The 25,926-nt window shown below is 62.0% G+C and carries 22 protein-coding genes; 10 read left to right on the top strand and 12 right to left on the bottom strand.

Annotated elements, in window-relative coordinates:
• Positions 1–200: 200 nt before the first annotated feature.
• The 6 genes from GOB94_RS01180 to dnaE form a co-directional block, all read right to left on the bottom strand.
• Positions 201–1,337 carry a hypothetical protein gene (locus GOB94_RS01180; protein ID WP_182277136.1) on the bottom strand — a complete coding sequence of 379 codons (1,137 nt, stop codon included), beginning with the start codon at positions 1,335–1,337 and terminating at the stop codon, positions 201–203.
• 159 nt (positions 1,338–1,496) lie between these two features.
• Entirely contained in the window at positions 1,497–2,576 is a 1,080-nt protein-coding gene (locus GOB94_RS01175; protein ID WP_182277135.1) for a CPBP family intramembrane glutamic endopeptidase, read from the bottom strand.
• A gap of 121 nt (positions 2,577–2,697) precedes the next feature.
• Positions 2,698–3,558 (bottom strand): acetyl-CoA carboxylase carboxyltransferase subunit alpha, encoded by an 861-nt coding sequence (locus GOB94_RS01170; protein ID WP_182277134.1) that lies wholly within the window; start codon positions 3,556–3,558, stop codon positions 2,698–2,700.
• A gap of 36 nt (positions 3,559–3,594) precedes the next feature.
• Positions 3,595–4,053: a DoxX family membrane protein gene (locus tag GOB94_RS01165; RefSeq protein ID WP_182277133.1), complete on the bottom strand. Its 459-nt coding sequence runs from the start codon at positions 4,051–4,053 to the stop codon at positions 3,595–3,597.
• A 31-nt stretch (positions 4,054–4,084) separates the two neighbouring features.
• Positions 4,085–4,789, bottom strand: coding sequence for a hypothetical protein (locus GOB94_RS01160; protein WP_182277132.1), 705 nt, complete (start codon positions 4,787–4,789; stop codon positions 4,085–4,087).
• Positions 4,790–4,888: 99 nt separating this feature from the next.
• A complete protein-coding gene (dnaE, locus tag GOB94_RS01155) occupies positions 4,889–8,410 on the bottom strand; it encodes a DNA polymerase III subunit alpha (RefSeq protein ID WP_182277131.1) in 3,522 nt (1,173 codons plus the stop codon).
• Positions 8,411–8,470: 60 nt separating this feature from the next.
• Between dnaE and GOB94_RS01150 the strand changes: the two genes are divergently transcribed.
• Positions 8,471–8,872, top strand: coding sequence for a DUF3592 domain-containing protein (locus tag GOB94_RS01150; protein WP_220464970.1), 402 nt, complete (start codon positions 8,471–8,473; stop codon positions 8,870–8,872).
• An 85-nt stretch (positions 8,873–8,957) separates the two neighbouring features.
• Here GOB94_RS01150 and GOB94_RS01145 read toward each other — a convergent pair whose 3' ends face one another.
• Positions 8,958–9,413 carry an energy transducer TonB gene (locus GOB94_RS01145; protein ID WP_182277129.1) on the bottom strand — a complete coding sequence of 152 codons (456 nt, stop codon included), beginning with the start codon at positions 9,411–9,413 and terminating at the stop codon, positions 8,958–8,960.
• Positions 9,414–9,752: 339 nt separating this feature from the next.
• Positions 9,753–10,403, bottom strand: a complete 651-nt coding sequence (locus GOB94_RS01140; protein WP_255484134.1) for a YdcF family protein — start codon at positions 10,401–10,403, stop codon at positions 9,753–9,755.
• Positions 10,404–10,552: 149 nt separating this feature from the next.
• On the opposite strand from GOB94_RS01140, the gene GOB94_RS01135 reads away from it, so the two are divergent.
• Positions 10,553–11,032, top strand: a complete 480-nt coding sequence (locus GOB94_RS01135) for a DinB family protein (RefSeq protein ID WP_182277128.1) — start codon at positions 10,553–10,555, stop codon at positions 11,030–11,032.
• Between the two features lie 147 nt (positions 11,033–11,179).
• On the opposite strand, the gene GOB94_RS01130 is transcribed toward GOB94_RS01135, so the two are convergent.
• Positions 11,180–12,073: a M20/M25/M40 family metallo-hydrolase gene (locus GOB94_RS01130; protein ID WP_346265636.1), complete on the bottom strand. Its 894-nt coding sequence runs from the start codon at positions 12,071–12,073 to the stop codon at positions 11,180–11,182.
• 285 nt (positions 12,074–12,358) lie between these two features.
• On the opposite strand from GOB94_RS01130, the gene GOB94_RS01125 reads away from it, so the two are divergent.
• Complete coding sequence (locus GOB94_RS01125; protein ID WP_182277127.1) at positions 12,359–13,051, top strand: alpha/beta family hydrolase; 693 nt, start codon at positions 12,359–12,361, stop codon at positions 13,049–13,051.
• On the opposite strand, the gene GOB94_RS01120 is transcribed toward GOB94_RS01125, so the two are convergent.
• Entirely contained in the window at positions 12,967–13,917 is a 951-nt protein-coding gene (locus tag GOB94_RS01120; protein ID WP_182277126.1) for an alpha/beta hydrolase, read from the bottom strand. The two genes, GOB94_RS01125 and GOB94_RS01120, sit on opposite strands and share 85 nt — an antisense overlap.
• A gap of 148 nt (positions 13,918–14,065) precedes the next feature.
• Positions 14,066–14,953 carry an alpha/beta hydrolase gene (locus tag GOB94_RS01115; RefSeq protein WP_182277125.1) on the bottom strand — a complete coding sequence of 296 codons (888 nt, stop codon included), beginning with the start codon at positions 14,951–14,953 and terminating at the stop codon, positions 14,066–14,068.
• 466 nt (positions 14,954–15,419) lie between these two features.
• On the opposite strand from GOB94_RS01115, the gene GOB94_RS01110 reads away from it, so the two are divergent.
• The 3 genes from GOB94_RS01110 (at position 15,420) to GOB94_RS01100 (ending at position 20,958) form a co-directional block, all read left to right on the top strand.
• Positions 15,420–18,350 (top strand): ATP-binding protein, encoded by a 2,931-nt coding sequence (locus GOB94_RS01110; RefSeq protein WP_346265635.1) that lies wholly within the window; start codon positions 15,420–15,422, stop codon positions 18,348–18,350.
• A complete protein-coding gene (locus GOB94_RS01105) occupies positions 18,343–19,785 on the top strand; it encodes a sigma-54 dependent transcriptional regulator (protein WP_182277123.1) in 1,443 nt (480 codons plus the stop codon). Before GOB94_RS01110 ends, GOB94_RS01105 begins: the two co-directional genes overlap by 8 nt.
• 294 nt (positions 19,786–20,079) lie before the next feature.
• Positions 20,080–20,958, top strand: a complete 879-nt coding sequence (locus tag GOB94_RS01100) for a hypothetical protein (protein ID WP_182277122.1) — start codon at positions 20,080–20,082, stop codon at positions 20,956–20,958.
• A 194-nt stretch (positions 20,959–21,152) separates the two neighbouring features.
• Here the strand turns inward: GOB94_RS01100 and GOB94_RS01095 are convergent, their stop codons facing one another.
• Complete coding sequence (locus GOB94_RS01095) at positions 21,153–22,973, bottom strand: CCA tRNA nucleotidyltransferase (RefSeq protein WP_182277121.1); 1,821 nt, start codon at positions 22,971–22,973, stop codon at positions 21,153–21,155.
• Between the two features lie 223 nt (positions 22,974–23,196).
• On the opposite strand from GOB94_RS01095, the gene GOB94_RS01090 reads away from it, so the two are divergent.
• The 4 genes from GOB94_RS01090 to GOB94_RS01075 all read left to right on the top strand — a co-directional run bounded on the left by GOB94_RS01090 (position 23,197) and on the right by GOB94_RS01075 (position 25,902).
• Positions 23,197–23,709, top strand: coding sequence for a hypothetical protein (locus GOB94_RS01090; RefSeq protein ID WP_182277120.1), 513 nt, complete (start codon positions 23,197–23,199; stop codon positions 23,707–23,709).
• Positions 23,710–23,803: 94 nt separating this feature from the next.
• Entirely contained in the window at positions 23,804–24,385 is a 582-nt protein-coding gene (locus GOB94_RS01085) for a YceI family protein (RefSeq protein WP_182277119.1), read from the top strand.
• A gap of 141 nt (positions 24,386–24,526) precedes the next feature.
• Positions 24,527–25,528, top strand: coding sequence for a UDP-3-O-(3-hydroxymyristoyl)glucosamine N-acyltransferase (gene lpxD / locus GOB94_RS01080; RefSeq protein ID WP_182277118.1), 1,002 nt, complete (start codon positions 24,527–24,529; stop codon positions 25,526–25,528).
• 20 nt (positions 25,529–25,548) lie between these two features.
• Positions 25,549–25,902, top strand: coding sequence for a hypothetical protein (locus GOB94_RS01075; protein ID WP_182278349.1), 354 nt, complete (start codon positions 25,549–25,551; stop codon positions 25,900–25,902).
• Positions 25,903–25,926 lie beyond the last annotated feature (24 nt).

The raw sequence follows: 25,926 nt of genomic DNA, 5'->3' as shown, positions 1-25,926 counted from the left end.
TCTGGCTGGCTGGTGGGCTGTGCCGAGGAGAGGAATGGCGAGGCGAAGACCGTGGTAAACGCTCGTCTGTCAGTTTACACGATTTGGCTGCGGACGGTGTGATTTGCTGCCGTCAAAGGCTCCCGCGAAGGGCGCGAAGGAAGCTAAGTTTCGCCACGGCTGCATTGCTGGCGGAGGTGTTTGGGGGCGAGATACGGAACCTAGTTGGATTCCCTGCTGGGCGCGAACTGTGGGAGTGGCGGCGGGTCAGGGGTGGTGCCGGGCGGCGGGGGGATTGGTTTGGGCGGGGTGTCGTCGGGCATGTTGACTTTGCCGACGCGCGAGGGGGTGTCGAGGACTTCGCCGGGTTTACGGAGCGTGGGGGGCTTGCGGGTGCCGCCGGTATCGGTGTTGGTGGGGGCGTCGCCGTTGTTGATGTTGCGGGCGAGGAGGGCGGGTTCTTCGGGGCCGCCGATCTCGTTCTTGTCGCGGACTTCGATGGGCTTGCCGATGGCGGCGATCTCGAGGCGGACGACGCGGCCGCCACGGAAGCGGACGAACTGGATGGGCTGGGGCATCTGGCCGTAGATCCATTCTTCGTAGACGGCGGAGGCGTCGTCGTTGGGGTCTACGTGCTCGCGGTGTTTGGTGAGCGGTGGGCCGAGGGCGGCAAGGACCATGCGGCGGTCCATGCCGACGAGGACCTCGTGCTGCTCGACGGCGGAGCGGACCTGGGGCGTGAGGGTGTCGGTATAGGCTTCGACGGCGGAGCGGGCTTTGAAGTCGACGAGAGGTTGGAGGAGGGCTTTGACTTCGGCGGCGGAGATTTGAGGGACGCCGCCCTCGAAGACGAGGGTGACACGGCAGCCGGTGGCGATGGGGCCTTCGATGGCGAGGGGGGTGTCGTTGAGGTAGACGTGGGAGAGGAAGCGGTGCTTGGCGTAGGGGCCGCCGTTGAAGTCGATGACGATGCTGTCGGGCTTGAAGTGGAGTGCGGAGATCACCATGCGGTCGCCGAGGCCGGCGGAGATGCCCTTTTCGTAGAGCATCTGCTTGTAGGCCTCTTTGGAGGGGGACATGTTGCCGTTGGCGATGAGGGTGAGGCCGGCTCCGAGGGGCAGCTCGCGGTGGGCGAAACCCTGCTCGGCTTCGAGGTTGCGGATGAGGTCCTGACGGCCGCGCTCGTCGAGGAGGTAGTCGGAGAGCGGGACGTGTGTGGGGTGGAACTCGGTGATGACGTCTTCGGTGGCGGTCTTTTCGCCGACGACGAAGACCTGGGCGCGGCATACGAGAGGGAGCGTGAGCAGCGCTAGGAAGGCTGCGACGGTCGGGAGCGGAGTCGGGCAAGACCGTGCCATGCGACACCCCCTGTGGAAGCCGGATGGGTGCAGTTTGCTCCTAATGCGTGGTGTTGTGCAAGTGGGTGTTTGAGGGGATGAACAGGGTTTGGTGCTGCTTCCCTGCTTAGAAGCAAAAGCAACGACAACGGCTTTAACGCAGAGGGCGCGGAGGAAAGGCTATTCGGTGGGCGAGTCGGGAGGCTGGGTGGAGCGGAGGTGCTCTTCGATGACCGGCATGGTGGAGGGGTTTGCGGGGGTGGAGGCCAGGATCTGGACGAGCGGTGCGGGGGCGGCGGCCTGCTCCATGGCGGTGTGCGCGGCGGGTGGCGGGATGTCCATGGGATAGCCGGCGGAGACGATGGGCCGGTGGGTGTAGTTCCAGGCGTAGTCTCGGGTGATGCGGTAGAGCGCGATGATGGCGAAGACGCGGACGATGAGGGTGAAGAAGGCCGCGTCAGGGCCGTAGGCGCCGCCGGATAGCCAGTCGGGGCCGCTGGTGGAGGTGGTGAGGAGCGTGGGCAGGCTGGCGTCGCCCGCGGTGGGCAGGCCGAGCAGGATGGCCGTGGTGGCGGCCCAGCCGAAGTGCAGGCCCCAGCCGATCCAGAGGCCGTGCGTGCGCTGCCAGGCGATGCAGAGAAGGATGCTGGTGAAGAACGCGACCGTCATGCTGAGGCCGGTGCTGTTGGGGTGCAGCAGCGAGGTGATCGCGTAGATAAACGAGACGACAAGCGTTGCCGCGACGGTGCCGATGGCGGCGGTGAGGCGGGAGTAGAGGTAGCCACGGAAGGCGACCTCCGCGGCGAGAGTGCCGATGGCGATGGTGGCGAGAGAGACGACGGTGGGAAACCAGTTGCGGGGGCCGAGCCAGAACTCAGGATGCAGGGCGCCGATGAGCATCATAGGCAGAACGGCGATGAGTGTGATGGCCCAACCGAGTGCGATGCCGCGCTGGAACTCTTCGCCCTGCGTGGGGCGCTTGGGCAGGCCGGTGATGGCGAGCAGCGAGCCGGTGTGGGTGTGCAGCCGGGAGATGGCGTTGAAGCCGAGGACCAGCAGAAAGAGCAGAAAGGCCGGGGCCAGCAGCGGCGCGATGGGGTTGATGGGGAGGCTGGCGATGATGCCCTGGGCGGCGGAGTCCGCGAGGCGGTTGGCGGCGATGACCCAGAGGCCTGCGAGGACGAAGAGTCCGAAGTTGAGAGAGCGCGGCGGGGCGGAGCGGATGGAGCCGGGCGGTGGTGGCGGGGGTGGAAAGTTCATCGGTCTTATAGCGGCCTGGGGAAGAATCTGTGGCTGAGGGAGAAGCAGGTCTCTCCGCTACGCAGGACGATAAGGCTGTCCTGCTCCGGTCGAGATAACACTTCAGTAGCGCTCCGAGTAATTAGACGCTGGAGACCGAGGTATAGAACTGTGCCATGTTGCGGAACTTGTTGTAGCGGGCGGCGATGAGGTCATCAATGGTTTGATGCTTCAGCTCCGCCAGGTGCTGGATGAGGCGTTCGTTGACGAGGGAGATGGCGAGGGCGGGGTCGTTGTGGGTGCCGCCTTCGGGCTCGGGGATGACATCGTCGACGCAGCCGAGCATTTTGACATCGGTGGCGGTGTAGCGGAGGGCGGCGGCGGCCTGCTGCTTCTTGCCGGCATCCTTCCAGCGGATAGCGGCACAGCCCTCGGGGGTGATGACGGAGTAGATGGCGTTCTCGAGCATGAGGACGCGGTCGGTGACGGCGAGAGCGAGGGCTCCGCCGGAGCCGCCTTCGCCGGTGATGGTGGCGATGGTGGGGACGCGGAGGCGGGACATCTCGCGGATGTTGCGGGCGATGGCTTCGCCCTGGCCGCGCTCTTCGGCGCTGAGCCCCGGGTAGGCGCCGACGAGGTCGATGAAGAGGAAGACGGGGCGGCCGAACTTTTCGGCGATCTTCATGCAGCGGAGCGCCTTGCGATAGCCTTCCGGGTCGGGCTGGCCGAAGCGGAGGGTAATGCGGTCTTTGAGGCTGCGGCCCTTGCGGTTGCCGACGACAAGAACGGGTTCACCGTGGAAACGGGCCATGGCGGAGACCATGGTGGCGTCGTCGGCGAACTGGCGATCACCGTGAATCTCGCTGATATCGGTGAAGAGGGCTTCGATGTAGTCCATCGGGTGTGGTCGTTGCGGGTGCCGCGCTGCTTCGGTTCTGACCCAGGCCTCCGGGACGACTGTGGCGGCGGGAGGTGCGGATTTTGGAGCCGTGTTTTCTGCCATCTGAGATACCTGTTCGATTGTAAGCGATGGAAGAGCTTAGCGTTGGACGAGGGTGGAGAAGAGCGCGGGCCAGGAGAGGTCGTAACGAGGTCGGGCGAAGAGCAGAGCGGCGAGAACGAAGCCGTAACCGAGTTGCGTGCCGGCGGTGGCCCAGTCCTGCTTGAGGGTGATGCCGAACATGAGCATGCACATGAGGAGCAACGCGAGAACGAGGGCGCTGCGGGTGAAGAGTCCGAGCAGGAGCAGGATGCCGATGAGAAGCTCCGTGCAGGGGATGGCGTAGCCGGAGGCGAGCGTGAGTGATGGTGGCAGCGGGGTGGACGCCATGTTCTTGACCATGCCTTGCGCGAAGCCGGAGAGGTGGGTGCCGGTGAAGATGCGCGCGAAGCCGTGGCCGAAGAAGTCGAGGCCGGTGAGCAGGCGGAGGAGGATGTAGGCGAGGTGCTGGTCTTTGCTCGAGATGGAGATGGGCGCGGGGCGGGGCGAAGTGGCCATGTTGAATTGGATGCTCTGGAAGCGGGTGACGCTAATTGATTGTCGGCGCTGGAGTAAGGAAGGAGACCAGGACTGCCTCGGTGCTGGGCGCGAGGGTATAAGTGGTGGTGGGGCTGGCGGGGAGCCAGGTGACGTCTCTAGTGTGGAGAGTGGTGGGTGAGTTGTCTGTGGTGAGGTCGGTGCGGTCGAGAGCGATGAGGAGCGAGCGGTCAGGGGCCTTGAAGGGGGCGTAGGGGTGATCGGGTGGGCAGATGAGGCGGGTGATGCGGAGAGATGCGTCCGCGTAGACGGTTGTGGCGCCGGGAACGCTGGCGGTGTCTGCGGGGATGCGCTTGCCTTCCTTGGGGAGATTGGGGAAGGCAAGGTGCTGGAACTCGACGCGGAGGAAGTCTGACGGGGTGTCGGAGTTAGATTTGATGCTGTGGCGCTCAGCGATGGCGGGAGCGAGGCGCATGGCTCCAGCATGGGTGGGTGGGCGGTGCGCGATGTCGCCGTTGCTGCCGTCGGGAGCCTCGTGGATGATGTCGATCTCGCCGCTATTGTTGAGGTAGACGTAGAGGGTGGGGACGGCGGGGTGGTCGTGCATGGGGACGAACTCGTGCGCGGCGTAGTGGACGTGCATGACGAGGACGTCGGGGTTCGAGAGGATGTTTTTGTAATTGGGCGGGAGCGAGGATTGGGCGAAGGCGGTGGCTGTCGTAAAGATTACGGCGAGTTTGAGCGACCTTGGCATCATGGGGCTCCTCAGAGAAACAAAGACAACTGCAACGACAGAAGCAGATTCCCTGCGGGAATGACAAACCAGAAAAGCAAAGACCGGGGCGGCGTTCCAGAGTCAGGCGATGATCTGGACGGCTCCGCGGCCTACGAGGGCTTCGACGTTTTCGATGAAGGCTACGTCGGCGGCTACGTTGAGGCCGTGGGTTTCGAGGTCGGCTTGAAACTGGTCGGGTTCTTCGAGGCGGAGCATGAGCTTGCCGGTGCCGGGTGAGGACTGGAAGATCGCGCGGAGTTTCGGCAGGAGCTCGGTGTCCGGACTGTGCAGCGGGACGCGGATGCGGAGGGCTTCGGGGAGCTTGATCTTGACGTCTTCGAGCGCTGTGATGGCGCTGATGGCGAGCTTGGGGGCGGCGTCTTCGTCTCCGCGGAGCGAGCCGCGGACGAGGACGGGGACGTCGATCTTGAGCTTTTCGGCGAGCTTTTCGTAGGCTGCGGGGAAGGCGATAAGCTCGATCTTGCCGACGGTGTCTTCGAGCGCGGCGGAGGCGTACATCTCTCCGGAGCGTTTGGATTTGGCGACCTTGAGGCCGGTGATGACGCCGGCGATCTGGATCTCGTTACTTCCCTCTTCGCGGCGGCCGCGCTGGAAGACGACGGGCTCGGGCTTCATCTCGCAGGCGGTAGCGGTGTCGACGACCTTCATATTGCGGAGCTTTTCGCGGTAGCGGTCCATGGGGTGGCCGGAGACGAAGAAGCCGAGGACGTCCTTCTCGTTCTGGAGGCGGGTGTGCTCGTCCCAGTCGGGTGCGGGTGGAAGCGCGTCTTCGCTGGCGTTGGCGGGGCCGGGGTCGTCGAACATACCGAAGAGGCCGTGCTGGCCGGCGGCGGCGTCCTTCTGCGATTTCTGGGCGCGTTCGATGGCCTTGTCGAGAGCCGCGAAGACGCGGGCGCGTGGACCGAAGGCGTCGAGTGCTCCGGCTTTGCAGAGGGACTCGAGCACGCGCTTGTTCATGAGGCGGAGGTCGATCTTTTCGCAGAACTCCCAGAGAGAACTGAAGCCGGGCTTCCCTGCTGCCTGGAGTTCATTGCGTGCGGTGATGATGGACTCGATGGCGTTGTGGCCGACGTTCTTGATGGCGGCAAGGCCGAAGACGATGCTGTCGCCCTTGGGGGTGAAGCTGGCGGCGGAGACCTGCACGTCGGGCGGGACGACGGCGATGTTGATCTCCTTGCACTCGCCGATGTACTTGACGACGTTTTCGGGCTTGCTGGTTTCTGAGGTGAGCAGCGCGGCCATGAACTCGACCGGGTAGTGGGTCTTGAGCCAGGCGGTATGGTAGGCGAGCAACGAGTAGGCGGCGGAGTGCGACTTGTTGAAGCCGTAGCCGGCGAACTTGGCCATCTGGTCAAAGATTTCGCCCGCGGCCGCCTTGGGAAACTTGCGCTCGGTGGCGCCGGCGAGGAAGATGGCGCGCTGCTTCTCCATCTCGGCGGCGTCTTTTTTACCCATCGCGCGGCGGAGGAGGTCGGCGCCACCGAGCGAGTAGCCGCCGATGACGTTGGAGATCTGCATGACCTGCTCCTGGTAGACCATGACGCCGAGGGTCTCTTTGAGGAGCGGTTCGAGTTCGGGAACGGTGTAAGCGACTTCGCTGCGTCCCCACTTGCGCTCGATGAAGTCGTCGATCATGGACATGGGGCCGGGACGATAGAGAGCGTTGAGCGCGGTGAGGTGCTCGATGGAGTTGGGCTTGTAGCGGCGAAGGACATCTCGCATGCCGCCGGATTCAAACTGGAAGACTCCGCTGGTGAGTGCGCGGTGGAAGACCTTCTCAAAGGTGGCGGTGTCTTCGAGGTCGATGGTGGCGAGGTCGACGGTTTCGCCGCGGTTGGAGTGGATGAGCTTGAGGCAGTCGTCGATGACGGTGAGCGTGGTGAGCCCAAGGAAGTCCATCTTGAGCAGGCCCATCTTCTCGACGGCCTTCATGTCATAGCTGGTGACGATGGCCTCGTCCTTGGTGCGGGTGACGGGGACGAGCTCAGTGAGAGGCTGCGGCGCGATGACGACGCCAGCGGCGTGGACGCCTGCGCCACGGACGAGGCCTTCGAGGCGCATGGCGGTGTCGATGAGTTCGCGGATCTTGGGATCGTCGTAGGCGGTGGCGAGGAGTGGGTTGTCCTTGAGGGCCTGCTCGATGGTGATGCCGATGGTAGTGGGGATGAGCTTGGCGATGCGATCGACTTCGCCGTAGGGCATGTCGAGCGCGCGACCTACGTCCTTGATGGCGGCTTTGGCAGCCATGGTGTTGAAGGTGATGATCTGCGCGACCTGATCGTTGCCGTACTTGCGGCGGACGTATTCGATGACTTCGCCGCGACGGTTCATATCGAAGTCGATGTCGATATCGGGCATGGAGATGCGTTCGGGGTTGAGGAAGCGCTCGAAGAGGAGATCGTTCTGGAGGGGATCGATGTCGGTGATCTCCATGACGTAGGCGACGAGCGAGCCTGCTGCGGAGCCACGGCCGGGGCCGACTGGGATTCCCTGCTCGCGGGCGTAGCGGATGAAGTCCCAGACAATCATGAAGTAGCCGGGGAACTTCATCTGCTTGATGGTGTTGATCTCGCGGGTGAGGCGGGCTTCGTAGTCGGCGATGGACTTGCGGAGCTTGCCGGTGGATTCGAGGTGGGCGACGGCGGTTTCGCGGCGCTTGCGCCAACCCTCGCGGCAGACCTGCTCGAAGTAGTCGTCGAGGGTGAGGCCGTCAGGGCACTCGAACTTGGGGAACGGGTCTTTGACTTTCTTGAGCTCAAGCTGGCAGCGCTCCGGAAACTGCATGGTGCGGGTACAGGTTTCGGGCGCGTGCGCGAAGAGGCGGTGCATCTCGTCGGCGGACTTGATGTAGAACTCGTTGGTGTCGAACTTGAAGCGTTTGGGGTCGTTCATGCTGCCAGCGGTCTGCACGCAGAGGAGGATCTCGTGGGCGCGGGAGTCCTGGTCTTCGATGTAGTGCGAGTCGTTGGTGGCAATGAGGGGGATGTCGAGGTCTTTTTCGAGGCGGAACATGGCCTCGGTGACGGCCTTGTCGGGTTGCAGGCCGTGGTCCTGGATCTCGAGGAAGAAGTTGCCGCGGCCGAAGATGGTTTCGAGGTCGCCAGCGGTCTGCTTCGCCTTGTCGTAGTTCCCTGCCATGATGTGCTGGGAGACCTCGCCTGCGAGGCAGCCGGAGAAGCCGATGAGGCCTTCGGCGTGTTTGGCGAGGAAGTTTTTGCTGACGCGCGGCTTGCGGTAGAAGCCGTGCAGAGCGGCCTCCGAGGTGAGGCGGACGAGATTGCGGTAGCCCTCTTCATTTTCGGCGAGGACGAGGAGGTGGTTGTACTTGGAGTCGGCCTCAGGCTTGGTGCGGTGGTCCTCCTCTTTGCAGATGTAGAGCTCGCAGCCGAGGATGGGCTTGAGGTTCTTCTTCTTCATGGCGTCGAAGAAGTGCACGGCACCGAAGATGTTGCCGTGGTCGGTCATGGCGGCGGAGGTCTGACCGATCTTGCTGAGGTGGGCGGCGAGCTTGTCGACGTCGCAGGCGCCATCGAGGAGTGAGTAGTCGGTGTGGAGGTGGAGGTGCGTGAACTCAGCTGCCATGAAGCAAGTTTACTGCTCAGTCAACAGATAGCTGTTTGAGGAAAAAGCTGACGAAACAGCATGAACCAACCTAGAATCCGGTGCATGAGTTTTCTGTTTGGCGGGATATCGAAGGCGATGCGGCGGCGAAAGCGAGAGCAGAAGCTGGCGGCTGCAGTTCAGTGGCCGACGGCGACGGCGAAGCTGCTGAAGGGCGTGCTCGTGGACAAAGACGAACTGGCCGAGGGGACGCTGGCGCAGGACCGGCAGATTGAGTTTCCGTATTACTTTTCGCTGGAGGAAGGGTTCTTCAGCGGCTATGTGCGGAGCACGGCGTGCAGCGAGGGTGAGGCGCGGCGGCTGGAGAAACAGGTGCCTGAAGGGACCGAGGTGACGGTGCGGTATAACCCGGCGAACCCAGATGAGGGATGCGTGCTGGTGCGGGACAATCCGGGGCTGATGTTCGGGGTATGGGAGGGGTGACGGCGAGCTGTCGTACAGAAAAGATGGAGGCAGAATCGAGTGCTGCTCTGCTCGATGCTGCCTCCATCTGTGGTGGATGGGGAGACTACTGGATGTTGACGGTGAGGTTGACGTCGACTGGGATGGGGGCGCCGTTGAGGGTCGCGGGCTTGTAGCGGTACCCGCTGATGGCGGCCAGGACTTCGTTGTCGGTTGCGTCGCCAGCGGACTTGACGACCTTGATGCCGGTGGGCTTGCCGGTGCGATCGACCGTGAACCGGAGAGCGACGTTACGGTTGCGCACGAAGCCGGCGGGTAGGATGCCGTTCTGCGAGAGCGGGACCGTGTGGACGAGGACTGGCTTGATAACGCCGGTGGAGATGCGGGCCGGGGCTGTGGCGGTAGCAGCTGCGGCGGCAGCGGAGCTGCCGACAGCGAAGACCGCGGGTTGGATGTTGCTGGACTGAAGTACGGGCGTAGATTCGGGCTGAGCAGGCGACTTGGTCTGCGCGTAGAGCATCGCAGGAGCAAGCGCAAGGATGGCCAACATAGTACGCTTCATGGGATTTTCCTCAGTGGGTAAGAGTACCCGTCATCAAGATAGCTCCCCATTCACACGACTGTCAAACAGGATTTATAAGTGGTGTGGTTTGTTGACGGTAGTGGTTGGGGCGAGGTTTTGAAAGCGCAGGGGGTGGTTATGGCGAGCTGGTTGTGTAGTGGCTTTGCGCAAAATCTTCTGTATCGCTGGTCGTGCTGTAGAGGTACGCTCGCGCCTGCGGCCCTCGCCACAGAAAAATACAGGGGTTTCTCCGCTCCGCATCGCGATGATGCCGCGATGCTCCGGTCGAAATGACGAACGTTTTGAGGAGCTGGAGTTTTGAAAAACTATGGTAGGCGTCTACCTAGTTTGTGTTGAAAGCGCGGGGGCGTAGGCGGGTCTGCGTCTGGCGGCGAAGCCGTTGGTGTGGATCTGCCAGCAGTCCTTGATCTCGCTGGCGTAGATGGCGAGGATGACGGCGAAGTGGTACTCGGGGGGCCAGCGGGAGGCGTCGGTTCGCCAGGCGATGGTGGTGTAGTGCTGGAGGATGAGCGCGGCGCGAGGGAGATGCGAAGGCGAGCTGACGACCTCGGCCGAGTGCCAGCCCTGCGTGACCATGATGGCGCTGCTGTTGACGATGTTGTCGATGGTGTTCTGAGCCTTGGTATCTTCGAGGATTGCGTCTGCGGGGACGCCCTGGGAGACGGCGAGCTTCTTCATGGAGTCGGCTTCGATCCACTGATTGTGTGCTGCGCCGCCGGACATGATGATGCGCGGCGCGATTCCCTGCTGGTACTGGCGGACGGATTCGAGGACGCGCTCGCGCTGCTCGGGGCCAGGGGTGCCGTCGGAGTTGCAGGGGTTGCCGAGGACGATGAGGGTGTCAAAGTGCGTGAGCGCGGTGTTGCTGGAGGGGATGGAGAGGTAGAACCATGCCATGCGGCCAGTGACAGTGCCCGCGACAACAAGGCAGAGGACGGCGATGAGAGTGAAGAGTGTGCGCCGGGTCATTTTGTCAGTGATCTTCTCATAGTGGCGTGATGGGAGGGTGAGCTCGCTTCAGCGGTGTGGAGATTATTCCCGGTTTGGGGTGCATCGACATCGTTCGACGGTCATCAAAGTGATGAAGTTCCAAGATTTCCAACCAGGAAGAGGATTCGATGACACAGGACGAAGTGCTGATTGCGACGGTGATTGCGAGCTGGAAGCAGGTGACGGGACGGGTGAGCGCGTCGCTTGCGGACGCTACCGAAGAGCGGCTGGATAAGCAGGTGGCGCCGGGACGCAATCGGGTGCGGTATCTGATTGGGCATCTGACGGCCATCAATGACCGGCTGTTTACGGGGCTGGAGATTGGCGAACGGCTGCATCCGGAGCTGGATGAGGCGTATGTGGCGAACCCGGACCGCAAGCTGCCGGACCCGGTGTCGGCGGAGGAGCTGAAGAAGGCGTGGTTTGATGTGACGGAGAAGCTGACGGCAGCGTTTGAGGCTCTGACTCCGGCGCAGTGGCTGGAAAGGCATACGGCGGTTTCTGCGGAGGACTTTGCGAAGGAGCCGCTGCGGAACCGGCTGGCGATGCTGTTGGGCCGGACGAACCATGTGGCGCTGCATTCCGGGCAGGCGGTGCTGGCGAAGTGAACTGGCAGCGAGGCGGCGTGGGTTTCGCCGCCTTGCTGCTAGGCGTTGAACTGACGCAGGTGGTGGTCGATGTGTTTGTACATGAGGATGCTCCACTCGTCGGGTCGAAGATGGTTTTCATGCGAGAGTGTGTAGCTGCGTGCGCGGTCAGTGTGTGAGCTGGGTGGCGAGTTTGACGTAGAGATCGACGCAGTCGAGGAGCTCCTGCTTGGAGATCTTTTCGTCGGGAGTGTGGGCGACGTGGATGCTGCCGGGGCCGAGCAGGAAGGGCTCGCCCCAGTTGGTGAGCGCGGGGATGTCGGTGGTGAACTTGGCGACCATGGTCTCGAAGCCGGGGAAAGAGCGCATCTGGACGAAGGGGAGCTTGAGGGTGAACCTGACCTCGCAACGGTTGGCGGCGGCTGCGACGATGGCGGCCATGGTTGACTCGCCGTCGTCGACGAGGCGGATGAGGAGGTGGGCTTCTGCCTTGTCGGCGATGACGTTGGGGGCGCGGCCGCCGTGGATGAGGCCGACGTTGAGGGTGGAGTCTCCGATGCCTTCGACGATGGGGAGTGGGAGCTGCTGGATGTCGTGGAGGGCGGCGAGAAGCTTGTCGATAGCCGATGAACCTAACTCCGGGTAGGCGGAGTGGGCGGCTTTGCCGTGGGCGTAGAGCTCGACGCGGAGTGCGCCCTTGCTGGCGATGGCGATGCGGTTGTCGGTGGGCTCGCCGTTGATGAGGAAGCGTGGGCGGGCTGGCCATGTGGTGATGAGCTCGTTGGCGATCTTGGCGCCGGCGGAGTCGCGCTCTTCGCCGACGACGAAGAGTAGGCCGACAAGGATGCCCTGCTTGCGGAGCTGCTCGGCGGCGGCGATCTGGGCGGCGATGATGCCCTTGGCGTCGCAGGTGCCGCGGCCGTGGAGGTGGGTGGCGTCTTCGCGGCAGGGGCCGAGGAAGGGCGGCACGGTGTCCATGTGGGTGGAGAAGACGATAGTGGGGACGATTCCCTGCTCTGCGAGCTCGTTGGGGATGGCGTAGATGTTGAAGCGCTGGGCCATGCTGCCGTGCTCCGGACCGGAGCCGGGTGTGGCGGGGTCAGGCGGAGGGACGGGCTGGCGCTGGATGGTGTAGCCGAGAGCGGTGAGGGTCGTGGCGAGGAACTCGCCGGCGGGGCCTCGTGGTAGGTGGTCGATTGGATGTCGACGAGGTCGCGGGTTAGCTGAATGGGATCGAGCATCTTGGGCAAGGATAACTGAGGTCGCTGCGGTAGAGGCAAAGGCAAAGACTTTGAACGCAATGTACGCAATGTTTAAACGCGATGTACGCAGAGGTAAGCTAAAGAGATGAGTGATGGAAGGTCGAAGGTGGTGGCGGTAGAGGATTTGATTGGGCCGGTGGGGCGGCTGGAGGCGATCCTGAACACAGGGCGCGAGGATGCGCTGTATGCGGCGGTGGTGGCGCATCCGCATCCGCTGGGTGGTGGGACGATGCACAACAAGGTCGTGTATCACGCGGCCAAGGCGTTTGCGAGCTTTGGGATGCCGGTGCTGCGGTTCAACTTTCGCGGCGTGGGGCTGAGCGAAGGTGTACACGACGGCGGGCCGGGCGAGATTGACGATGTGCGCGCGGCGTTGGACTGGATGGATGCGAAGTTCAGGCTTCCGCTGTTGTTCGCGGGGTTTTCGTTTGGGTCAAATGTGGGGTTGCGGGCGGCTTGTGGGGACGCTCGCGTGAAGGGGCTGGTGGGGCTGGGCCTGCCTGTGCGCGCCGAAGGGCGGGATTACACGTATGAGTTTCTGCCCGCGTGCGGGAGCGTGCCGAAGCTGTTTGTATGCGGAGACCACGACGCCTATGCGCCTATGGGCGCGCTGGAAGGGGTGCTGGTGTCAGCGCCGCAGCCACGGAAAATAGTGTGGGTAGAGGGCGCGGACCACTTTTTTGCAGGAGTGGATCAGTCTCCGGCTTCGAAGCTGGAGGTGATGAGTGGCGCGATCCGCTCGTGGGTGGAAGAGAGCTTCGGGCTGAAAGCTGGCTGAGTGCGGCGGCGCGAGTTGCGCGCGGTCGAGGCGGAGAGCACAAGCTGCTGCACGAGTTCTGCGACGAGAGCTGGGGTCTCCTCGGCGGGGCGATGGCCGATGCCTTCGAGGACATGGAACTGAGGCTGCTTGAGACGCGCGCACAGCTCCCTGGCGGTGTAGACGGGTACGGCGCGGTCGGCGCTGCCCCAGAGGACGAGCGTAGGTGTGGAGAGCGGCTTGCGGAGCAGGCGGCCGAGTGAGGCCATGTCGTCGTTCCATGTGCGGAGCAGCTTGAGCAGATGCGCGATGGTGCCGGGGGTGCGGAGGTTCTCGCGGTAGGGTTGGAGGCGCTCGGGCGAGTCCCAGCTTTGGGGGCCGGCCATGCGGCGGAGGCCGATCATCTGCATCCACTGCGGAAACCAGGGCATGGTGTGGGCAAAGAGACGGCCGGGGAGCGAGAGATAGAAGCGGACGACCGGATTAGCCTCAACGAAGAATGGGTGCGCGGGGGCGAGGAGCGCGAGCGAGGTGAGGCGATCCGGAAACTTAGCTGCCAGGCGCAGAGCGATGGCTCCGCCGTGGGAGTGGCCGAGGATGATGGGCTTGTGGAGCTGAAGGGCGTCAAGGAAGCTGGCTACACTCAGGGTAGTGGACTTGAGATCGGCGGAGAGATCGGGGCGGCGCTCAGAGAGACCGGAGCCGGGGAGATCGAGCGCGATGACGTGGAGCTCATCGCCGAGCTCGTTCATGAACGGGAGGAACGTAGCCGCTGAGCCCATGAGGCCGTGCAGCAGCACGAGTGTCGGCCTCCCCTCTATGGCCGTACCCGTTTCGAGGTACGAGAGGTGCAGGCCATCGAGTTGAAGATGGCGGCGTTCTGGCATAGCGGCTACTTCTTTACGTTTGAATTGTGGGAACGATGACGTTCACGGAGAGCAAAGGCCGAAGTGCTGGCGTTTGTTCTCCGTGGCACGATGCTGGGCACCGAACCCTTATGAATATTACGTTAATTTCTAGCGACTGAATGTGAATTTATTGGGGGTTAGGCGGGTTGCCTGGGGGCGCTGTTTCTTCGGGATTGAGCCCGGAAAGCCAAGTCGTGATGAGGCTGGCGCATTCGTCGGGGGCTTCTTCTGGAAGGAGGTGTCCTACGCCGGGGAGGGTGACTTGTTGCCAGGACTGCAGGTGTTCCTTGAGGGCTGTGGCCGACTCGATGGGGGCAACATAGTCGTGGTCTCCCCAGAGCAGCAGGGTGGGCTGGAGGATGGGCGTTTGATTGAGCGTGTTGCGTTGTTCGGTCATGTCCGACTCCCATGTGCGGAGGATTTCGAGGACACGCTTGAGAGAGCTGCGGTTACGGAGAACACGGAGGTGAGGCTTGAGGTGGTCGAGGGTGATGCGACCGGTACCGGCGGCCTGGTTGTAGGCCCAGAGGATCATGCGGCTGGGAGCGAGGGGGATGCGGAGGGCGAGAAAGCGTCCCCAGCGGGTGAGGTAGAAGGCGACGACGTGGGCACGGTAGCCGGCGAAGGGATGCGCCGGCGACAGGAGAACCAGGCCACGGACGCCGACCTGCGGCATGGTGGCGAGCCAGAGAGCGAGGGCTCCACCGTGGGAGTGGCCGATGACGATGGGCTCGAGGAGGTCGACGCTCTCGGCGAACTGGGCGACGAGGAGGGCCAGTGAGTGCGAGCGCATGTCGAGCGGGCCAGAGAGAGATTCGGCGGAGAGTAGATCGAGCGCGACGATGCGGCGGTCAGTGGGGAGGCGCTCGATGAGTTCGGTGAGGGTTTCGGCCGTGGCGAGGAGCTGGTGGAGCAGCAGCAGCGGTGGGCCGCTGGACGGGTGAGCGGGCTCGACCTCGAGGTATTGAAGGCGAGTGTTGGCGACTGTGATGGTTCTAGAGGTGTACGAGGGCACGCGGATCAGGCCGCCGGAGACGTCAAAGGAGAGACCATGGGCCGACGCTGATAGGAGCGGCAGATGGTGAGAGATGGGCGAAGGGGGACAGGAGAGGCGAGGTCTCGCCGGGGATCGGACATGCTTCGACCATGAGACGCTGTGCGGTGGATTTGGTCAAGCGTAGGATAGGAGACCTGAGCGGAGTTGAGTCAATGAAGCAACCAAAGAGGGTGGATGGAACCTCGGAGGATGAAGTTGCGTATGAATATAAAGCATACTGATAATTATATTTAGATATGATTTCCTGCAGGATGAGATGTTTATGGTGCGAAATCAGGCGAAGGTGCTGAGAGTTTGCTGTGATTTCTTGAAGATGCGTTTTGGCCTCGAACTTGCTGTAGGAAACCTTTAACAGACCGCTGTACGAAGCGAGATCTCCGTGAAGAGTGAATCGCAAACTCGACTGCTTGCACTAATTCTCGCGGTGTTCACACTGGCCGCGATGGGGCTGGCGATTGCAAATTTCGTGCAGGAGGGCGGGTATAGCCAACCAACGGATGGGGCCCGGTGGATGGAGGCCGATGGCGGTCTGAGGGCGTACATGGTGCCGCCCGATTCGCCTGCGGAGAAGGCGGGAATCCGGACAGGCGACATTCTGACCGCGATCGATGATGTGCCGACACCGCGGCTGGCAACGGCAGAGCGTGAGATCGAGCGGACGGGCGTGTATCAGCCGGCCACCTATGCGCTGCAGCGCAAGACGATGCTGCATGGCAAGGAGATGAGCAGGGCCATTACGGCGGCGGTCTACCTGGTGCCGACGGACCGGACCGATTATCAGGTGCTGCGGCTGATTGCGCTGGTGTATCTGTGTATCGGGCTGTATGTGCTGTTGCGGCGGTGGACGGCGCCGAAGTCGACGCACTTTTATGTTTTCTGTCTGGTGTCGTTCATCCTGTATGCGTTCCAGTACACGGGTATGCTGGATGGGCTGGACGACACTATTCTCGCGGGGAATGTGCTGGCGATGGCGTTGCAACCGGCGCTGTTTTTGCATTTTGCGCTGAGCTTTACGGTTGAACGCGCGGGGCGGGCGCGCAGAGCGCTGTATGGGCTGCTGTATCTGCCGGGCGCGGTGCTGGTGGGGTTGCGGGTGCTGTGGATGACGCACTGGTCTTCGACCGAGCTGTTGAAGCACCGGCTGGATCAGATCGACTATGTGTACCTGGCGAGTTATTACGTTCTGGCGGCTGTGATCTTCTGGGTGCGGTATCACAGCGAAGAGCAGCCACTGCAGAGACAGCAGCTGAAGTGGCTCTCGCGTGGGACGCTGCTGACGGTGCTTCCCTTCACCGCGCTGTACGTCGTGCCGTTCGTGTTCAATATGAACGCGCCGGAGTCGCTGGCGAAGGTCGCGGTGCTGAGCCTGATCCTGCTGCCGCTTACGTTCAGCTGGGCGATCGTGCGCTATCGCCTGATGGATGTTGACCTGATCTTCAAGCGCGGTGTGACGTATACGCTGGCGACAGGGGCGCTGGTGGGGCTGTACTTCGGCGTGATCGCGTTGTTTGCGGAGCTGGTGCATACGCGGATGAAGAGCCTTGGGACGTGGGGGCTGGTGGCCGCGGTGATTGTGACTGGGCTGCTGTTCGATCCGTTGAAACGGATGATTCAGGGCTGGGTAGACCGCTTCTTCGACCACAAGGAGATCGACTACCGCGAGACGCTAGTGGAGTTCGGCAGCGAGCTGAATGCGCAGACGAACCTGCAGGCGCTGGTGCATTCGATTGTGGAACGACTGCCGGAGACTTTGCTCGTTACGCGCGTGGCGGTGTTTCTTGCCGAGGACGATGTTGCGGGAAGGCGGACACGGTTTTCGCTGGCGGCGTCGCATGGACTGAGCCCACAGGTGCTGTCTGCAGCGGGCACGCTCGATCTTGGGTTCCTGGATTTCGATCGAAGAGACAGCAATAGCCACCTGTTTTTTGAGACTCCACAGATGGTGCTGCGGCTGCCGGATGCGCAGCGTGAGACGTCGGCGGCGCTGGATTTGAACTACTACGTGCCGTGCCGCGCGGCGAGGCATGAGGGCGGCGGCCGGAGTACGCTTGCAGTGCTGGGGCTGGGGCGCACGGGCGATGGAGACTTCCTTTCGAGCGAGGACATGCAACTGCTGGAGTCGCTGGCAGGGTATATCGGGATCGCGATCCAGAACGCACAGCTATACCGGCGGTTGGAGCAGAAGATCACGGAGTTCGAGCGGCTGCGTGAGTTCAGCGAGAACATCGTGGAGTCGATCAACATCGGTGTGTTCGCTGTGGATCTGGAGGACCGGATCGAGAGCTGGAACGCGCAGATGGAAGTGATGTATGCGACGCCTCGTGAGGAGGCGCTGCGGCGGCCGATGCGCGAGGTGCTGCCGATGGAGTTTGTGCAGGAGTTCGACCGACTGCGCAGTGAGCAGGGTGTGAGCACGCTGTACAAGTTCAGGCTACAGACGCCGGCGGGTGAAGCGCGGACGGCGAACATCACGGTTGCTCCGCTGCTGAATCGTGAATTCAAGGCGGTGGGGCGGATTGTGATTGTGGATGACATCTCCGAGCGCGTGAGCATGGAGACGCAACTGACGCAGGCGGAGAAGCTGTCTTCGATTGGCCTGCTTGCCGCGGGTGTGGCGCATGAGGTGAATACTCCGCTGGCGGTGGTGTCGAGCTATGCACAGATGCTGGGCAAGCAGCTTCGCGCCGATGAGGCAACCCATGCACGGCTGCAGCCAGTGATCGAGAAGATCACACAGCAGACGTTCCGGGCATCGGAGATTGTGAATGGTCTGCTGAACTTTTCGCGTATGGGAAGCGTGGAGTTCAACCATGTGGATGTGAACGCGATGGTGCGCGATACAGTGCTGCTGCTGGAGCACCAGATGCGCGGTGCGGGGGTAACTGTCGCAGTGGAGTTGAGCGACCGGTTGCCGGCGGTGTTGGGCAATCGCGGCAAGCTGCAACAGGTGCTGGTGAACCTGGTATTGAATGCGAAGGACGCGCTGCAGGAACGGAGTGATGGCCACATCTGGATACGCACGGCAAGTAACGACGGGCGTGTGTTGCTTGAGGTGCAGGACGATGGCGCGGGCATGAGTCCGGAGACGATGCGGAAGATCTATGACCCGTTTTTTACGACGAAGAGCAATCCGCGTGAAGGACAGCGCAAGGGGACGGGACTTGGCCTTTCGGTGACGTACGGAATTATTCAGGAACATTCGGGAACCATTGAGGTATCCAGCAACGTAGGGGAAGGTACGACCTTTCGGTTGGAATTGCCTGTGGCAGATGGCGTGAACGGGACGTCAACGAGTGCAGCGCGTCCAACCGAGAAGAACGACCTTAGCGAAGAAGGAAAGATAGTCCATGTCTAATGCTGTTATGAGTGAGCCTACGGTTCTGGATACCGGTACACAAAGCGGTTCGCGAGGCCAACGCATCCTCATCGTGGATGATGAGGCGGGGATACGCGACTCGCTGGAGACCCTGCTGACCCTGGAAGGGTTCCAGGTGGACATGGCTGTGGACGGGAACCAGGGGCTGGACCAACTGACTCGCACGGCGTATGACCTGATGCTGCTGGACCTTGCGCTGCCGGGCGAGAGCGGGATCGATCTGCTGCCGAGGATCAAGGCGCTGGTGCCGGAGATGCCGGTGATCCTGATTACGGCATACGGCACGGTGGGCAACGTTGTCGATGCGATTCGTGCGGGTGCGTCGAACTTTGTACAGAAGCCGTGGGACAACGAGAAGCTGCTGGTGGATATCCGATCGGCGATTGGGAAGAACCAGGCCGAGCAGGAGGTCGTGCAGCTCAAGCGAACGCTGAAGCAGCGCGTTTCGTTCGAGAACATCGTGGGCAAGAGCGAGCCGATGCTGCAGCTGTTCGACCTGGTGGCACAGGTGGCGCCGAGCCGGTCGACGGTGCTGATCCAGGGCGAGAGCGGTACGGGCAAGGAGCTGATCGCCAAGGCCATTCATGCGCACTCGCCGCGGCGGGACAAGCCGTTTATCCCGGTGAACACCGGAGCCGTACCGAGCGAGCTGCTGGAGTCGACGCTGTTTGGGCATGAGCGCGGGGCGTTCACTTCGGCGGTCGCGGCGAAGAAGGGACTCTTCGAGGTCGCTGATGGCGGCACGCTGTTCCTGGATGAGATCGGCACCATGCAGATGGACATGCAGGCGAAGATCCTGCGTGTGCTGCAGGACAAGCGGTTCATGCACGTGGGCGGGACGCAGGAGATCCAGGTGGATGTGCGGATTGTGGCCGCGACGAACGTGAACCTGGAGCAGGCGGTGAAGGAGGGCCGGTTCCGTGAGGATCTCTTCTACCGGTTGAACGTGATCAGCCTGCAGCTGCCGCCGCTGCGCAATCGCAAGGGCGATATTCCTCTGCTAGCGCACCACTACCTGAAGTACTACGCCGAGGAGAATGGGTTTACGCCGTTGGAGCTGTCGTCCGAGGCGCTGCGGGTGATGATGGACTACGACTGGCCGGGCAACGTGCGCGAGCTGGAGAACGCCATGGAGCGCGGTGTGGTGCTGGCAAACGGACCGGCGATTACGCCGGAGCTGCTGCCGGCGCAGATTCGCGGGAACACCTACTCGACGAACCTGCTGGAGCAGCGGCCGGATGCGAGCCTGTTCGATGTGATCGAAGACATCGAACGGCGGATCATCGCGGACCGGCTGGAGCGGTGCAACTGGAACCAGACCGAGGCGGCGGAATTTTTCCGGGTGCCGCTCTCGACGCTGAACCAGAAGATCAAGCGGTTGAGCATCGAGGTGAAGAAGCGCGGGCGGGATTAGCCGCGCTTCCCTCCCCTCCCCGGTTTTAGCGGTATGATCCGCAGTCGATTGGGGTTAGGCTCGTAACCATCCTGGGTGGTTACCTGAGCGGATCGTCAAAAAAGTGGTGGTCTGAGCCAGTGGGAGCCCGGTTTCGCCGCGCAATCTTCCCTGCTTCTATTGTAGCTGGGGTGTCAAGTGGCGAGAAAAGCGTTTCTCAGGACTAATGGCCGGAGAGCTAAACGCATGTTGGTCGATTAGTGCATTGACCGCTTGTCGTGAAGTGACAACAGGTCAGGATGGAATACGATCATCATGACGATGAGAGTGATTCTTGGCCTGTCACAAATCAACACGCATCAAATACGGTTGCGAGAGCTATTCTCGGTAGAGAGAATCCTCAGCGCACGTGGATTTCAGATAACGTCTGAGGGCAGCGCCGATGATACGCTCCTACGCGCTGAATATTGGACCAAGCAAGATTTGGATCAGATGTTCTCGATCTTTGAGAACTCTGAGTCTCGGGCTGACCTCCTCATGACGGTTTCCGACACAGCCCATATTCCTACGTCAATCGCCGTGCGCGATTTAGCAGCCAGGGATGGATTTGTGAGAGACCGTCAACGATATTCATCTACTTTCGAATGGTTCGTCGGCGAGCTATTGATAAGAAACTTTCAAGCGTTCTCTTCTTCATTCGGGGTTACCGTAAGCAACGTTCTTCGTAACTCGGATGGAGGAGTGTCCGGCGATTTCGACGTCTTGTCAGTCCTCGGGGACATGAGTCTTCTTTATCTAGAATGCAAGACTGGAAAATGCCATTTGTCTTCGATACGTCGCACGATCGAGCGCGGGATCGCCCTACACAGCGTGGCAAGTGTAATTCTCCTTGATGCTGGGCTTTCAAAGGCCACGCTCCTTCAACAGTTGCGAGGACAAAGCCATCCAAGATTCGGCAATTTGGCCACACTTGCCACAATCAAGACACGAGGACTGGAAGACAGCACAATCTATGAGTGGGGTGACTGCTTCTTCGTATCGCCGATTTCTGCAAGCGGAGACGTTGAAAACCAGCTTCGTACCGTCATGAGAATCCTCGCTGCACATCGGAGCTCTATCCTTGGAGAAATGCGTCCGCTTCCTAGGGAATACAACGTGATGGGCTACGAATATTCGGAGGACGAACTTTCCTAAACCATCACGGAATCTCTGCTCACCGGCAAAGCATAACTTCTCTTGAAAACACGGGAAATCGCTAACGCGCTCATCTAGCAGGATTAGTAACGACAAGTTCTGTAACAGATTCCCTAGGCCTTCGGCCTAGGCTGATATATGTCGCGCCTTTGGCGCTGAAAGGCGAACAACTATATACCTTTGAGAGAAATGCTCTAGCGGTGTGACTTCTTCTTCGCGGCGGGCTTTGGAGTTGGCTTTGAGGGCTTCTTTGCGGCGGGCTTCGTCGGAGCCGGTTTTGCCGGAGCCTTCTTTGCGGGGGTTCTGGCTGGAGCCTTCTTGACGGCGGTTTTGCCGGGTGCCTTCTTTGCGACGGGTTTCGGAGCCGGCTTCTTTGCGGCTGGTTTTGGTGCCGCCTTTTTGGGTGCGGGCTTCGCAGGGGCTTTCTTCGCGGCGGCTTTGATAGGGGTCTTTGCCGGAGCGGCCTTTACAGGAGCCTTGGCTGCTACTTTTGCTGGCGCCTTGGCTGGGACGGGCTTTGCTGCCTTTGCTGGTGCCTTGGCAGGGGCTTTCGTAGAGGCCTTTACCGGAGCGATCTTTTCGGCCGCGGGCGGCGGGGTTGGTGGGAGAGCGTTGGCCTCGGCGGCTTCGGCGAGGATATCGACCTCTTCGATCTTTGCGGCCGCGGCCTTCTTGGAGCGCTTGGCGGGCTTGGTCTCGCGCTTGACGGCGCGGCGGCGGAGGTTGACCGGCGGCGGCGGCGCGGGCGGCGAGTAGGGCTCGAGGAAGGCGCGGGCGGCTTCGGGGGTGTCGAGCAGGTTGTCCATGATGGCGAAGAAGAGCTTGTCGAGCAGGTCGTTGTAGCCGGGGAGGTCGGGGGTGATCCGCATCTCCTGCATGAGCTGATAGGGGACCTTGGATTTGGCCTGGGGCCAGTCGGTGAAGAATGCCTTGAACTTGTTCTGGATGGTCGCGGCTTTGCTGGTGTGGGCGAGCCAGAGGATAGGTTCGGGGGCGCTGGCGTAGAGGAGCTTCCAGGTGGCTGAGGGGGCTGCGGCATCTTTGCCGGTGAAGAGAGTGGCGAAGGCCTTGGTGTCGGGCTCGAGGGCGGCGATCTGGTCGACGAAGCCGGGGCGGGCGAAGGCGTGCTTGAGGGCGGTGACGTCCTTGGGCGCGAGCTTGGCGGTGAGCGGGCCGAAGAAGGCCGCCGAGGGGTCAGGGTGGATGCCCATGAGGTCGAGCTGGCCGACGGTGTCGCGGAGTCGCTCGAGCTCGGTTTCGTTGACGTGCTTGGAGGTCCAGGCCGGAAAGAGGACCTTCATCCAGCCTTCGGCTTCGAGGGCCTGAAGGGCGCGGAGGGGGTCTTCCTCGTGGAAGATCTCTTCGAGCTCATAGGATTTGGCGAAGGGATTGAGGGCGGCGATGTAGTCTTCGGCCTTGGCGGTCTCGTAACGCTGACGGGTCTTCTCTTCCATCTGCCAGCCGGTGCGGGCCATGAAGCGGGTAGCGCGGATGAGGAGGCTGGGGTCCTCGATGAAGCCGTAGTTGGAGACGAGGCGGAGCTCGCGGTTCTCGAGGTCGGCGATGCCGTTGAGGGGGTCCATCAGGAGGCCGAAGGAGCCGTCGTTGAGGGAGATGGCCATGGCGTTGGCGGTGAAGCCGCGGCGGCGGAGGTCGTCGAGGATGTTGGCGGGCTTGTAGACGGGCTTGCCGGGCTTGGGGTAGGTGGCGGAGAGGGTCGAGCCGACCTCCAGCCGGACGCCGCCGGGAAAGTTGAAGAAGAGCGCCTGTGTGGGCTCGCTTTCGCCGATGAGGGTGCCCCCGACCTTCTCAATGTCTTTTTTGAGCTTGAGGGCGTTGCCCTGGACGGCGATGTCGAGATCGCGGACGGGGGCGCCGGAGGTGAGGTCGCGGACAGCGCCGCCGACCAGAAAGACGGTCATGGCGCGGGCGCGAGCTGCGTTACGGACGTGATCGAGGGCGGAGAGCTGGGCTGCGTTGAGGCGTGTTTGCAGCAGATAGATGTAGTCGGCCATGAGTAGTCTGGGGGCTCCGAACGGTACGGCGAAACAGTGCGGCAGCGGCGGTGAGCGAGGTCTGAGGTAACTCGCTCAAAAGGATGGACTTATACAAGCTTGAAAGCGCGCCACAAGGGTTGATTTTACACTACATATATAACTTTGGCTACCCGATTGCACAAATTATGTGGCGATTTCACGGGTTGTGCGACAATCCGGTGAGTTTGGCGGGTGAGAAGCGATGGCGGCGGCGCAGAAGAAGGTCGTGATACGGCAGGTGGGTGGGCGGCTGGCGTGGGGGTATCTGCCGCAGAGCGGGTTTGTGCATGGGGGACAGGTGGAGCTGATTGAGGTGGACGCACGGGCGAAGCTGCTGGATTTGAATGAGATTGAGACGATTGCTTATGTAAGAGATTTCAATCTGGATGATCCGCTGGAGCCGGAGCGGATGGGGAGACGGAGCTTCCCTGCCCGGCCTCGGGGCGAGGGGCTGTGGGTGCGGGTGACGTTTCGGGAGACCATGCCGCTGGAGGGGCTGGTGAGCTTCGATATGGGGTTTATCGACCGGCTGCTGGAGGACCAGGGGGTGTTTCTGGTGCCTCCGGATGGGCGGGGGAACACGCTGCGGGTGTTCGTGCCGAGGGCGGCGCTGAAGGGGTTGGAGGTGCTGGGGTGGGTGACGTCTCCGACGAAGAAGCTGGCGGCGAAGGTGGCGCGGGAGGCGTTGCAGGCGGGGTTGTTTGGGGATGAGTAGGATTCGTTGGCTGGCGATGAAGCAGGTCTCGCTGTAGGTTGCCGGGGCTGCGGCTCTATTGACAGCGAGGAGATGAGCGTTGAGACTGAGGCCCATGCGGACCGTCATTCTCTGCCTTATGGGATTCATCCTGTTGTCGGCACCCAGCCACGCACAGGTTCCTGTGTTCACGACAATGCCGACCGACAGCTCAATCAAGTTTTATGTGAAGTCCTCGGTTGCGCTCGTGGGTAAGTTCAGCAAGTGGGACGCAATGCTCAAGTTCAAGTCGAATGATGTGCGGACGGGCGTGCTGGACATCCAGATTCAAGCGGCCACGGTGGATACGGGAAGTGGCATGAAGAACAACAAGCTGAGAAGCGATGCCTTCTTCGATGTCGAGAAGAATCCACTGATCACGTTCCACTCGACCAAGGTGGTGCAGACCGGGCCGGTGACGTTTGATGTGGTCGGTGACTTTTCGGTGCGAGGCGTCTCTAAACGCGAGACGCTGAAGCTGACGGTTGAAGGCAAGGGCACGGGCGCAGGCACGATTACGGGAACGATGATCTTCAATCGCAAGGACTATGGGATGACGAGCGGGATTCCTTTTGTGAAGATCGCGGACCATGTGGAGGTCACTGTCGATTTAAAGGTGAAGCAGGTGAGTGGGCCATTGCTGGTTTATCAGCAGTAGAGGGTTTCGGCGCGGCGCTGGCAAATTGCTTCCCGGTAGCCGGGGAGATTGGCGATCTTGAGTCCTCTATGCGCTTCGCGCTGCGGTTGATGGGGGGAGATGACAGATCGCCGGATAGAAAGAGCCAAGTAGAATGGCGGCATGACCTTAGGCGAGTTGGCGGAGCGGATTGGGGCGGAGTTGGTTGGGGCTGAGGGTTCGGCCGCGACGTTGGTGACAGGTGTGGCGGGGATCGAGACGGCGGGGCCGACGGAGGTGACGTTCGTCGCAAACCCGAAGTATGCGGCGATGGCGAAGAAGACCGGAGCGGCGGCGGTGATTGTGGAGCCGGGGTTTGGGCAGATCGAGGTGCCGACGCTGCGGGTGAAGAACCCTTATCTGGCGTGGTCGCGGACGATTGAGGTGTTTCATCCGGCGCCGAAGTATGCGCCGGGGGTGCATGCGACGGCGGTGGTGGCGGCGACGGCGGTGCTGGGAGCGCGGGCACATGTGGGGGCGTACGTGGTTATCGGTGAAGGGTGCGTGGTGGGTGACGATGCGGTTTTGCTGCCTCATGTGGTGTTGTATGACGGCGTGCGGGTGGGAGACCGCTTCTTAGCTCATGCTCATGCTGTGGTGCGGGAGCGGTGTGTGCTGGGCGACGATGTGGTGTTGCAGAATGGGGCGGTGATTGGGGCTGATGGGTTTGGGTTTGCGAAGGACGACGCCGGGAACTGGCAGAAGATTGTGCAGGCGGGGCCAGCGGTGATCGAGAGCGAGGTTGAGGTGCAGGCGAATGCCTGCGTGGACCGCGCGAGTGTGGGCGAGACGAGAGTGATGCGTGGAGCGAAGATCGATAACCTGGTGCAGGTGGGGCATGGGTGCGTGGTGGGTGAGAACACTCTGCTGTGCGCGCAGGTTGGGCTGGCGGGGAGTACGACGGTTGGTAAGAATGCGATTCTGGCGGGGCAGGTGGGGACGGCCGGGCATCAGACGCTGGGCGATGGTGTGGTGGCGATGGGGCAGACCGGAGTGCATGGGGACATTCCGGCGGGGTCAATGATTGGGGGGTCGCCTTCGATGGACTATAAGCTGTGGCTGCGGATGACGGCGGCGCTGCGTCGGCTGCCGGAGCTGGTGAAGAGCAGAGGAGTAAAGGAGTAGAGAGTAGAGTAAGGGATGTGATGAATCGGATGCGGTTGCTGGCTGGGGCTGGAGTGGTGATGGTGCTTGCGGGGGTGAGTGGGTGCCGCTCGCCGTATGTGCAGGCGGATGTGAAGAACGCTAGCGGGGCGACGGTGAACCTGGTGGAGGTGGATTATCCGAGCGCGAGCTTTGGGGTTCAGTCGCTGGCGCCGGGGGCGGAGTTTCATTACCGGTTCAAGATTCTGGGTGAGGGTGAGACGCAGATTCTGTGGACGGATGCGGCGGAGAAGCAGCATACGGTAAAGGGGCCGTCGCTGCATGAGGGGCTACAGGGACCTTTGATGGTGACGATTACGGGCGCTACGGCGACGTGGGAGACGCAGCTGCACTAACCGATAACGCGTAGGCTGCATCTC

The sequence above is a fragment of the Granulicella sp. 5B5 genome (assembly GCF_014083945.1).
Classification (GTDB): domain Bacteria; phylum Acidobacteriota; class Terriglobia; order Terriglobales; family Acidobacteriaceae; genus Granulicella.
The sequence above is the reverse complement of the archived record's forward strand: the minus strand, read 5'-3'. Positions and strand labels throughout refer to the sequence as shown.

Bases quoted from the DNA above. Each gene is read 5' to 3' on its own strand.
- GOB94_RS01145 (WP_182277129.1), bottom strand. From the start codon at position 9,413: ATGAAGCGTACTATGTTGGCCATCCTTGCGCTTGCTCCTGCGATGCTC.
- GOB94_RS01135 (WP_182277128.1), top strand. From the start codon at position 10,553: ATGACACAGGACGAAGTGCTGATTGCGACGGTGATTGCGAGCTGGAAG.
- GOB94_RS01125 (WP_182277127.1), top strand. From the start codon at position 12,359: ATGAGTGATGGAAGGTCGAAGGTGGTGGCGGTAGAGGATTTGATTGGG.
- GOB94_RS01160 (WP_182277132.1), bottom strand. From the start codon at position 4,789: ATGATGCCAAGGTCGCTCAAACTCGCCGTAATCTTTACGACAGCCACC.
- GOB94_RS01120 (WP_182277126.1), bottom strand. From the start codon at position 13,917: ATGCCAGAACGCCGCCATCTTCAACTCGATGGCCTGCACCTCTCGTAC.
- GOB94_RS01105 (WP_182277123.1), top strand. From the start codon at position 18,343: ATGTCTAATGCTGTTATGAGTGAGCCTACGGTTCTGGATACCGGTACA.
- GOB94_RS01085 (WP_182277119.1), top strand. From the start codon at position 23,804: ATGCGGACCGTCATTCTCTGCCTTATGGGATTCATCCTGTTGTCGGCA.
- GOB94_RS01180 (WP_182277136.1), bottom strand. From the start codon at position 1,337: ATGGCACGGTCTTGCCCGACTCCGCTCCCGACCGTCGCAGCCTTCCTA.
- GOB94_RS01150 (WP_220464970.1), top strand. From the start codon at position 8,471: ATGAACCAACCTAGAATCCGGTGCATGAGTTTTCTGTTTGGCGGGATA.
- GOB94_RS01130 (WP_346265636.1), bottom strand. From the start codon at position 12,073: ATGGCCCAGCGCTTCAACATCTACGCCATCCCCAACGAGCTCGCAGAG.
- GOB94_RS01095 (WP_182277121.1), bottom strand. From the start codon at position 22,973: ATGGCCGACTACATCTATCTGCTGCAAACACGCCTCAACGCAGCCCAG.
- GOB94_RS01175 (WP_182277135.1), bottom strand. From the start codon at position 2,576: ATGAACTTTCCACCCCCGCCACCACCGCCCGGCTCCATCCGCTCCGCC.
- GOB94_RS01165 (WP_182277133.1), bottom strand. From the start codon at position 4,053: ATGGCCACTTCGCCCCGCCCCGCGCCCATCTCCATCTCGAGCAAAGAC.
- GOB94_RS01170 (WP_182277134.1), bottom strand. From the start codon at position 3,558: ATGGCAGAAAACACGGCTCCAAAATCCGCACCTCCCGCCGCCACAGTC.
- GOB94_RS01075 (WP_182278349.1), top strand. From the start codon at position 25,549: ATGAATCGGATGCGGTTGCTGGCTGGGGCTGGAGTGGTGATGGTGCTT.
- GOB94_RS01140 (WP_255484134.1), bottom strand. From the start codon at position 10,403: ATGACCCGGCGCACACTCTTCACTCTCATCGCCGTCCTCTGCCTTGTT.
- dnaE (WP_182277131.1), bottom strand. From the start codon at position 8,410: ATGGCAGCTGAGTTCACGCACCTCCACCTCCACACCGACTACTCACTC.
- GOB94_RS01100 (WP_182277122.1), top strand. From the start codon at position 20,080: ATGACGATGAGAGTGATTCTTGGCCTGTCACAAATCAACACGCATCAA.
- GOB94_RS01090 (WP_182277120.1), top strand. From the start codon at position 23,197: ATGGCGGCGGCGCAGAAGAAGGTCGTGATACGGCAGGTGGGTGGGCGG.
- lpxD (WP_182277118.1), top strand. From the start codon at position 24,527: ATGACCTTAGGCGAGTTGGCGGAGCGGATTGGGGCGGAGTTGGTTGGG.